Origin of the sequence: Actinoplanes sp. NPDC051411 (assembly GCF_040682075.1) — a bacterium.
Classification (GTDB): Bacteria; Actinomycetota; Actinomycetes; order Mycobacteriales; family Micromonosporaceae; genus Actinoplanes.
Genome location: NZ_JBFBAD010000078.1, coordinates 39148 through 48052, shown reverse-complemented (window position 1 = coordinate 48052; position 8905 = coordinate 39148). Strand labels below are relative to the sequence as shown.

Annotated in this window: 5 protein-coding genes and 1 riboswitch; of the genes, 1 reads left to right on the top strand and 4 read right to left on the bottom strand. The window is 73.9% G+C overall.

Annotated features, from left to right (window positions below):
- Nucleotides 1-718: 718 nt before the first annotated feature.
- Nucleotides 719-1345, bottom strand: coding sequence for a GNAT family protein (locus tag AB0M88_RS34610; RefSeq protein WP_364110007.1), 627 nt, complete (start codon nucleotides 1343-1345; stop codon nucleotides 719-721).
- A gap of 15 nt (nucleotides 1346-1360) precedes the next feature.
- Nucleotides 1361-1479, bottom strand: a riboswitch (SAM riboswitch).
- 76 nt (nucleotides 1480-1555) lie between these two features.
- Between AB0M88_RS34610 and AB0M88_RS34605 the strand changes: the two genes are divergently transcribed.
- Entirely contained in the window at nucleotides 1556-1921 is a 366-nt protein-coding gene (locus AB0M88_RS34605) for a hypothetical protein (RefSeq protein ID WP_364110006.1), read from the top strand.
- A 34-nt stretch (nucleotides 1922-1955) separates the two neighbouring features.
- Here the strand turns inward: AB0M88_RS34605 and AB0M88_RS34600 are convergent, their stop codons facing one another.
- Genes AB0M88_RS34600 through AB0M88_RS34590 form a run of 3 tightly spaced genes read right to left on the bottom strand, consistent with a single transcriptional unit; the run spans nucleotide 1956 to nucleotide 8841 of the window.
- Nucleotides 1956-2837, bottom strand: coding sequence for an alpha/beta hydrolase (locus AB0M88_RS34600; RefSeq protein WP_364110005.1), 882 nt, complete (start codon nucleotides 2835-2837; stop codon nucleotides 1956-1958).
- Between the two features lie 14 nt (nucleotides 2838-2851).
- The gene (locus AB0M88_RS34595; RefSeq protein ID WP_364110004.1) at nucleotides 2852-5833 is read right to left on the bottom strand and encodes an FtsX-like permease family protein; all 2982 of its coding nucleotides are present in this window, start codon (nucleotides 5831-5833) and stop codon (nucleotides 2852-2854) included.
- Nucleotides 5830-8841 (bottom strand): ABC transporter permease, encoded by a 3012-nt coding sequence (locus AB0M88_RS34590; RefSeq protein WP_364110003.1) that lies wholly within the window; start codon nucleotides 8839-8841, stop codon nucleotides 5830-5832. The genes AB0M88_RS34595 and AB0M88_RS34590 overlap by 4 nt, the downstream gene beginning before the upstream one ends.
- Nucleotides 8842-8905 lie beyond the last annotated feature (64 nt).

Genomic DNA, 8905 nt, shown 5'->3' with positions numbered 1-8905 from the left:
TCGTCATACGACGGCGCGGACTCGGCAGGCACGAATAGTCAACGCTTTCAGAGCCCTCCGCGGCACTGAAAGATCAACGACACCTATCCAGTTACATCTTTTCACCGTTATCCACAGGATGAACCTCGGCACCCGGAGCCCCTAAGAACCCTCGCACCGAACCAAGACGACCGGAGCCGGCGACCTGTGGATAAGCGCGAAAAATGTCAGACCTGATGGGTTCACTTGCCCCCACCCAAACGAGGGCGGGAACGCGGGCTGGCGGGAACGCGGGCTGGCGGCCCGTGAGTCAGAACGAGGATGGGGCTGCAGACGGGCGAGAGCTGGGTGAAAGAGCAGAGACGCCGTGGGACGGAGCGCGGAGGGTGCCTTGAAGACACTGCGCCAGCCTCTGGGGCTGGGAGGCGCACGGAAAGGAAGTGCGACCGACCAGCGGCGCAGGACAGGGCACCGTGGATGCGGCGCCAGGCAGAAAAGAAGGGCAAGACGGGCAGGTGCAAAGCCACGGCGGGAAGGGCCAGGTCAGGAACGGCCAGACAAGGCGGGGCCGAGCCGGCCCAAGCTGGGCGGAGCGGGGCAGGCCGAGCAGGGCGGCGCAGGACCAAGCGGCGCAGGCCAAGCGGCGCGGGCCGGGGGAATGAGTGGCCAAGGTAACGATGCGATGGCGCCGCGGACCGGCTGAAAAGGAGCATGCGAAGCCGGCGGCGATCATCGGGGGTCAGGTGTCGATGGCCAGGCGGGACTCGAGGTGGGTTCGGGTGGCAGGCCAGTCGGCGGCCACTATCGAGTACATCGCGGAGTCGCGTAGGCGGCCCGTCTCGCCTGGGGCCCACGAGCGGGACCAGGAGCGGAGGACGCCTTCGAAGTGGGTGCCGGCCGCGGTCAGGGCGGCCCGGCAGCGGGTGTTGCGGGCGTCGGTTTTGAGGTCGAGGCGGGCTACCCGCCACTGTTCGAAGGCGTGGCGGAAGAGCAGGTATTTGGCTTCGGTGTTGATGCCGGTGCCCTGGGCGGAGGCGGCCAGCCAGGTGAAGCCGACCTCGACCGCGCACAGGTCGGTGCTGTCGGGCCATGGCCGGGGGTCCCAGTAGGCCGTGGCGCCGACCGCTTGGCCGGAGGTGAGGGAGATCTGGGCGTACGGCATCAGTGAGCCGGCGGCGGCTCGGCCCAGCTGTTCGTCGATGTAGGCGGGAACCGAGGCGGCGGCGGGGACCCACGTGAACTGGTAGGTGTCTCGGTTTTCGGAGGCTGCCAGAGCCAGCGCCGGGGCGTGCTGGTGGGTGAGCGGCTCCAGGCGGACCCGGCGGCCCTGGAGGACAGGCGCGGTCAGGGTGGAGGGAAACGGCACGGGCTTGCTCCAGGCGGTCGCGGCTTGCCCGAGCGCACCTCGCGCCGGGCCGCGTCTTTCACCCGGGGCACCCCGCCCACGACGCGGAGGGTTGCCGGCCAGCAAGCCGGGGCTTGTTGCTGGCACTCATGACGCCCCACAACCCTAGCGGATAAACCTCATGAACCCGGCCCCGCCGCCGATCGGGCGAGAGCGAAGCCGAGGAGGATCATGCGGATACGCCTGTTGAGTGACTCGTGCGCCAAGGGCTGGGCGGGCTGGGGCCACGGCGAGTTGTGGCTGACCGAGGACGCCCTGGTCCGGGTCGGTAAGCGGGCGCCCGCCTCGGCGATCATGCGGGCGCTCACCACCGGGCCTGAGGAGATGGACGTGCGGTGGGATTCGTGGGCCCACTATCTGGCCACGCACGACGACGTGCAGGTGCTGGCCTTCGACCAGATCGTCGGGGCGAGGCTCACGGCAGGGCTGGCCACCAGCGGCCTGGCCGTCCGGCTGCGGCACGGCCCGAGGATCCGGCTGTTGTGGAAGCGCCGGCCGGGCACGCTGCAGACGATCCGGGCCGTGTTGCCCGCTTGACCGGCCGGCCGGCGGAAGAACGCTGAGAGGAGATCTAACCCGCGCTCAAGGCGTTGGCCACGATGGCGTCGACGATCGGCGGCCAGGCGCCGCGCGGCAGGTCGTGGCCCATGCCGGGGATGACGAGCAGGGTGGCGCCGGGGACGGCGGCCGCCGTGGCCCGGCCGCCGCTCACGTCGATCAGCGGGTCGCCCTCGCCGTGGACGACCAGCGTCGGGGCCGTGACCGCGCCGAGGGCCGCCGTGCGGTCGGTCGAGGCGGCGATCGCGCCGTACTGCCGGGCGGTGCCGGCCGGGTGGAAGGCCCGGTCGTATTTGGCGGCGGCCTTGCGGACCATGTCGTCCTCGGGGACGTCGAAGACGCCGAGGGACCCGGACCCGATCGCCTTGGAGCCGGCGACCGCGCCCGCGATCGCGTCGTCGCGGTTGGTGGCGGCCGGGCGCATCAGTGCGGCGGCGGCCTCGGGCGTGGGGTGCCCGACCGTGCGGTCGCCGGTCGTCGACATGATCGAGCACAGGCTGGCGACCAGGTCGGGGCGGTCGATCGCCAGCTGCTGGGCGATCATGCCGCCCATCGAGGCGCCGACCACGTGCGCCCGCTGGACGCCCAGTTCCTTGAGCAGACCGGCGGTGTCGGCCGCCATGTCGCCCAACTGGTAGGGCACGGTCGTGAAGTCGCCGGCGAAGATCTCGCCCAGGTCGGGGAGCGGCAGGTCGTCGAGCCAGGTCGACAGCCCGATGTCGCGGTTGTCGAAGCGGATCACGTGGAAGCCGCGGGCGGCGAGCAGGTCGCAGAACTCGTCGGGCCAGTCGACCAGCTGCGCGCCCAAGCCCATGATCAGCAGCAGGGCCGGATCGGACGGATCGCCGAGCGTCTCATAGCTGATCGTCATCCCGTTGGAGCGCACCTCAGGCATGCGGCCAACCTATATCACCGGATCAGGCGCAGCGTCCGCCGGCCGGACAGCACGGCGACCAGCGCGAGCACCAGGAACATCACGACTCCGGCGGCCGCCAGCACGAGCGGGTGCGGCGAGCCGGGCAGCGGGATCGGCGGCGGGTCGAGCCCGGCCAGCGGTAGCGCCCATCCGGTCAGCAGCCAGCCGAGCCGGGCGATCAGCACGCCGGCCACGACCGCCACGGCGACCAGCACCGGGTAGGTCCACAGTGTCGCGGTGCGCAGCGCCGACCGGCTCAGGCCCTGGCCGCGCAGCGCCGACAGGTCTTCGACCCGGCGGGCCCGGTCGACCGCGGCCGACAGCACGAGCGCGCCCGCCGCCAGCGCCGTCGCGAGCACGGCCACGATGACGTAGAACCAGAGCGCCAGGGCCGGCCCCTGTTCGTCGAGCTGGCGGCGCACCTGGGCCGAGGTCAGGTCGTCGGTGATCACCAGCCCGGCCTTGGCGAGCCCGTCGCGCACCGACGGCGGGGCGTCCGAGGTCAACCAGACCTCGGAGATGCTCTGCGCGCCGTCGTCCGCCATCTTGGCGAGGTAGTCGAGGTCGACCAGGGTCGCCGGCGCGCCGAGGCCGGGCACGGCCGGGATTTGCGCGACGTGGCTGATCGGGACGTCGCGGGTGTCGAGCCCGGAGGTGACCGGGCCGTCGCTGTTCCCGGCCGAGGCGACCGGCAGCGGCAGCGGGGTGTCGGCCGGCTGCACGTGCATGCCGTCCGGGAGCCCGTTCAGCGAGGTCACGTTGAAGAGCACGCCGCCGGTCGCCGGCTGGACGGTGCCACCGGCCCCGCCCCACCACCGGCCGGGCGCGGTCATGGGGCCGGCCGGCGTGCCCGACATCCCGTGCAGTGTCAGCTTTCCCGAGACGTCGGTCGACCCCTCGCCGCCCTCGATCTGCATCGAGTTGAGGTAGCAGCCCGGCGCGCACTGCGGCAGTTCGTACGAGTACGTGTGCCGGCCGGCCCGCATCACCCCGAGCCGGACGAACTCGTCGGACAGGTCGCCGATCGGCGAGACGACGGCGGTGACCGTGACCTCCTTGCCGTCCGGGAAGCCCTCGGTGGTGATGTCGAAGCTCAGGTTGTCGCCCTTGAGCAGCGGCGCCGGGGCGACCGCCGGGTGCAGCAGTCTGGCCGCCTCGGCCACGCGGGGACCGTCGGCCGGCCAGTCGGCGACCGCGGCCAGCCGGGTGCTGTCGACCGCGAGCACCGGCGGGTGCCGCTTGTCGGGGGTGACCCGGACGACGCCCATGGCGTACCGGCCGGTGGGGTCGGCCGTGCGAACCGCTTCGAGCAGGGCCTGACGCCCCACCGGCGCGACGGTCAGCACCCGGTCGGCGCCGGTGCCCAGCCCGGCCTGCACGCCCCGGCCGCGGTTCGCCACGTCGACCGCCCCGGCCGCGTAGCCGGCCACCGCGACCGCCGCGACGAGCAGCGCGAACAGCCGGATCGCGCCGGGACGCCGGGAGAGCTGGAAGCCGGCCAGGCCGGCCCCGAGGCGGCCGTCGCGCAGGGCCCGCCGGGCGATCACGGTCGCCCAGGGCAGCAGCAGGCGGCCGGCGACCAGCGCGGCGGCGAGCACGACCAGGCCGGTGGCGAACGAGCCGACCCCGGTCAGTTCGCCGCCGGTCAGCGAGAGCTGGACCACCGCGACGGCGGCCAGCAGCACGACCACGACCTCGGCCGCGATCGCCCGGCCGGTGCGGGCGGCCAGCGGCACCCGGCGCAGCAGCTCGGCGACCGGGGTGGCGAGCTGGCGGCGTTCGGCGGCGAGCGCCGTGAGCAGCGCCGCGCCCGCCGCGACCGGTGCCCAGCGCAGCGACGAGAGCCCGGCGTCGGCGCCGACCCCGGGGAAACGCCAGGCCGCGAATACATTGACCACGAGCTGGCCGGTCAGGCAGCCGACGATCGAGCCGATCAGGATCGCGACCAGGTTTTCGCCGGTCGCCAGCCACCAGCGCTGGCCCCAGCGGGCGCCGCGCAGCGCGACTACGGCCAGCTCGGGCCGCCGGCCCTCGGTGCCGTAGCCGACGGCCAGGAAGATGGTCAGGCAGGTGAGCAGCACCAGGCAGACGGCGAGGACCGGGACGATGCTGTGCGCCGCGGTGCGGCCCTGGTCGATGCGGGTCATCAGCGTGCTGAGGCCGGACGACAGCTGCAGCCCCGGCCCGAGCTGGGTGGCGTTGGCCCGCAACTGGACCAGCCCGGCGCGGATGGCCGGGAGCCGGTCGACCGACAGGGCGCCCGGGCCGGCGTACCCGTCGAGGGTGGTCTCGACGCCGCCCTTGTCCATCGAGGTGAGCGAGGCCGAGCCGGCGAAGGCCGGCTCGCCGCCGGCGGTGAAGTAGTCGTGCGGGCCCCAGTAGACGTCGTCCGGGTGGGCCACCTTGTAGATGCCGGCGACCAGGAAGCTCTTCGGCGCGCCGTCGGCGACGAAGGCGGGCGGTGGGCCCTTGACGTGGACCGCGAAGGACAGCGCGATCGAGTCGCCGGCCTTGACGTGGAGTCTGGCCGCCGTCTCCGCGCCGATGACCAGGTCGGACTCGCCGGCCAGGCAGCGCCCGGCGACGATCGTCACGTGCTCGCAGACCTGCTGGCGATAGACGAAGCGGGTGCGGTTCTGGTCGTTGGGGTCGAGGCCGACGGTCGGGTATTCGACCGCGTAGACGTACTTGAATCCCGGCATATTGGTCAGCGCCGCGCCGGTGTTGGGCAGGCTGACGTCGGAGGTCGGCGTGCCCGGCGCGTCGTGCCGGTGGTCGAGCTGCTGGGAGAGGATCTCCAGGCTGAGCTCGGACGGCTGGGCGTTGGCGACCTGACCGGCCGCGACCGCGCGGTCGGCGGCCCGCAGGAAGGCCGGGGCGGCGACCGCCGCGGTCACCCCGAAGAGCGCGAGCAGGGCGAGCACGGTGGCCTGGCCGCGGCGGTTCCAGACCATGGTGAGGACGAGCGCGATCATCGGGCGGTCTCCCGCATCTGGCGCACGAGCGGGCGGACGGAGATCACGGCGACGATGGCGAGCGCGACCGCGGCCACCGCGGCGGCCAGACCGAGCGCACCCGGGCCGAGCGGGTCGGGCGGCGGGATCAGCCGCCAGTGGTCGGGGAACGCTGGCGCGGTCACGCCGACGATCACCCGGGCCAGGAGGGCGGCGAGGAGACCGGCGAGGAGACCGGCCGCGACGAGCGCGGCCACCCCGGCGTACGCGGAGGTGACCGCGACCCGCCGATCGAGGCCCTGCACCCGCAGCGCCCGGAGCTGTTCGGCCTGCGGCTCCCGCTCGACGATCGCCACGACCGCGACCATCGTGGCCGCGACCAGCACCGCGAGCAGCACGGTGAACAGCTCGAACGGCGCGCTGATCACGTCGGCCTGGGCGGCCCATCGGGCGGCCAGCCCGGCCGTGGTGCGGTCGGCGAGCACGGTCAGTCCCTGCTTCTCGAGCGCGTCGACGATGCCGGGCGGGGCGTCGGCCGTCAGCCAGACCTGGGCCTGGCCGCCGAGCTGGGCGTCGGCCGCGATCCGGCGCACCGAGTCGAGGTCGGCCAGGATGCCGAGGGTGCCGAGCACGGGCAGGACGTGCGGCTGGTCGGCGAGCGTGATCGGCACGGTCTGGCCACCGAACCGGTTGGTCGACGCGTCCTCGAACCGCCAGTCGGTGATCGGATCGCCGGCGAAGGCGATCGGCAGCGGCAGCGGGGTGTCGACCGGATAGATCTTGGTGCCCGAGACCTGGGCGGACTGCTCGGCGACGACCGACCGCGCGACCAGCCCCTTCGGGGTCGCCTGGAGGCGCAGGGCGAGGCCGCCGAAGTCGCCCCGCCAGCGCCGGACGTCGCCCAGCGACGACCCGTCGAGGATCGTCGCGGCCGGGCCCGACTGGGTGAGCGACTCGATGGTCAGCGGGTCGGTCACCGGCTCGCCGTTGACGTCGGTGGTGGTGAACAGCTCGAAGCTGACCAGCCGGCACCCGGGGGCGGTGGTGCAGCCCTTCAGGGGCAGGGTGAGGCTCTGCTCGCCGGTCCGGATCTGCTGGAACTCGAGCCGGGTGACCGCGCCGGTGGCCTCGTTCTGGACGGTGAGGCCGAGCAGCGACTCCTGGGTGCGGGCACTGTCGACGCGCACGGTCACCGCGTTGCCGGTGATCGCGGGCAGCGGCCGGGGCGGCGCCAGATCGCCCGGCCCGAGCGCGGTCACCGGGCCGTATTCGGGGCGCCAGGTCGCGACCGAGGCCAGCCGGGTGCTGTCGACCGCGAGCAGGGGCGGGCTGCTGGTGCTGTCGAGCAGCACGGCCATGGCGTAGTGACCGGACGGGTCGGCCTGGCGGACGGCGTGTTCCAGGGCGGTCGCGGTGGTCTGCTTGACGTCGAGCACGCGCGGCGCGCCGAGCTCCACCTGGGCCCGGTCGGTCCGCTCGACGCGCCCGGCCGACAGGCCGCCGGCCGCGATCGCGACCATCGCGACGGCGACGGTGACCAGGGCGAACGCGCGGTCGGCGCCGGGCTGCCGGGAGATCTGCACCGCGGTCAGGCCGGCCCGCAGCCGGCCGGCCCGCACGGCGGCGCCGCCCGCGCGGTCGGCGGTCCAGCGCAGCAGCCGGGCCAGCACCAGCCCGATGGCCAGCGCGACCAGGGCCGGGGCGACCACGCCGAGGCCGCTGCCGGAACCGCCGGTGCGGGCCTGGTAGACCGCTCCCCCGGCGAGCGCGACGAACGCCAGGTCGACCACGCCGGACCGCCAGTCGCGGCGGGCCGACGGCACCCGGCGCAGCAGCGTGGCGACCGGCGCCCGCTGGGCGATCGCGTCGGCGGCGACCAGGGCGGCCAGCGCGCCGAGCACGACCACGGCGGCCGCGCCGACCGAGAACAGCAGGCCGGGCCACCACTCCGAGCGCACGGGCAGCCGGCCGGCCACGATCCAGGCGCCGGCGACGCCCAGCGGCAGGCCGGCCACCGCGGCGATGAGCAGCGGGATCAGGTGCTGTCCGGTGACCAGCCGCAGGATCGCGCCGCGGGACGTGCCGCGCAGCTTGAGCAGGCCGGCGTCGGCCCGGCGGTCACGGCCGGTGAACCGCCCGGCCAGCCCGATCGCGAACCAGCCCAGCACGACGAGTTGGCCGAGGGCGATCAGGACGTCCTTGAGGACGGTGGCGCGCTGGGCGCGTACCCGGTCGAAGAGCTTGCCGGCCGGATTGCCCATCTGCAGCTGGGCGGCGGCGAAACGCGGCTCGGCCGCGTTGAGCACGCCGTTGAGGTCGTAGAGGTCGTCGCCGCGCAGCAGCGGCGCCGGGATCGGCAGGTCGTAGGAGAGGGTCGGCTGGGCGAGCGCCGGGTCGCGGAAGGTGTCGAGGGTGGTGAACGCCGGGTCGAAGTCGCCGTGGGACAGGAACAGCTTGTCGGTCCAGTAGATGCCGGCGGGGTCCTTCACCGTGTAGACCGCGGTGATGCGCAGCGGCACCGCGCCCGCGCCGGCGGCCGGGTTGACGACCATCCGGTCGCCCGGCTTGAGCTGGGTGCGCTGGGCGACGTCGGCGCTGATCGCGGTGTCGCCGGTGGCGGCCGGGCAGGAGCCGGTCAGCCGCACGTGGGCACAGAAGTCGTCGCGATAGGTCAGCGGCAGCCCGGTGAAGGTGCCCGCGGTGTTCTTGCCGGCCTGGGTGTACGTCATGTCGGCCTCGAGGCCGGTCAGCGGCACCGCGCCGGGAAGCGTGAGCAGGCCGCGGATCTGGGTGCCGAACGCGTCCAGCGCGGCCCTCGGGTCGCCGGCCGTGTCGGCCTGCTTCTGGGCCGAGACGACGCGCTCGGCGGCCGGCGCCGCGTCGACCACTGCGCCCGCCGCCCGTGAGGCGATCGCAAGCGCGTACCAGCAGGCGGCGACCGAGGCCGTCGTCAGAATCGCGGCCAGCACCGCCACCAGCACGGCCTGGCCGGTACGCCGGCGGACCGCGCCGAAGCTCACGTAGTACATCTGCCCCCGTCCAGTGCCTGAATCATCAGACAGCCTGTCGTGGGCCGGCCCGCAAAGGAAACCC

Coding starts and splice junctions, on each gene's coding strand:
- AB0M88_RS34605 (WP_364110006.1), top strand. CDS start 1,556: ATGCGGATACGCCTGTTGAGTGACTCGTGCGCCAAGGGCTGGGCGGGC.
- AB0M88_RS34600 (WP_364110005.1), bottom strand. CDS start 2,837: ATGCCTGAGGTGCGCTCCAACGGGATGACGATCAGCTATGAGACGCTC.
- AB0M88_RS34595 (WP_364110004.1), bottom strand. CDS start 5,833: ATGATCGCGCTCGTCCTCACCATGGTCTGGAACCGCCGCGGCCAGGCC.
- AB0M88_RS34590 (WP_364110003.1), bottom strand. CDS start 8,841: ATGTACTACGTGAGCTTCGGCGCGGTCCGCCGGCGTACCGGCCAGGCC.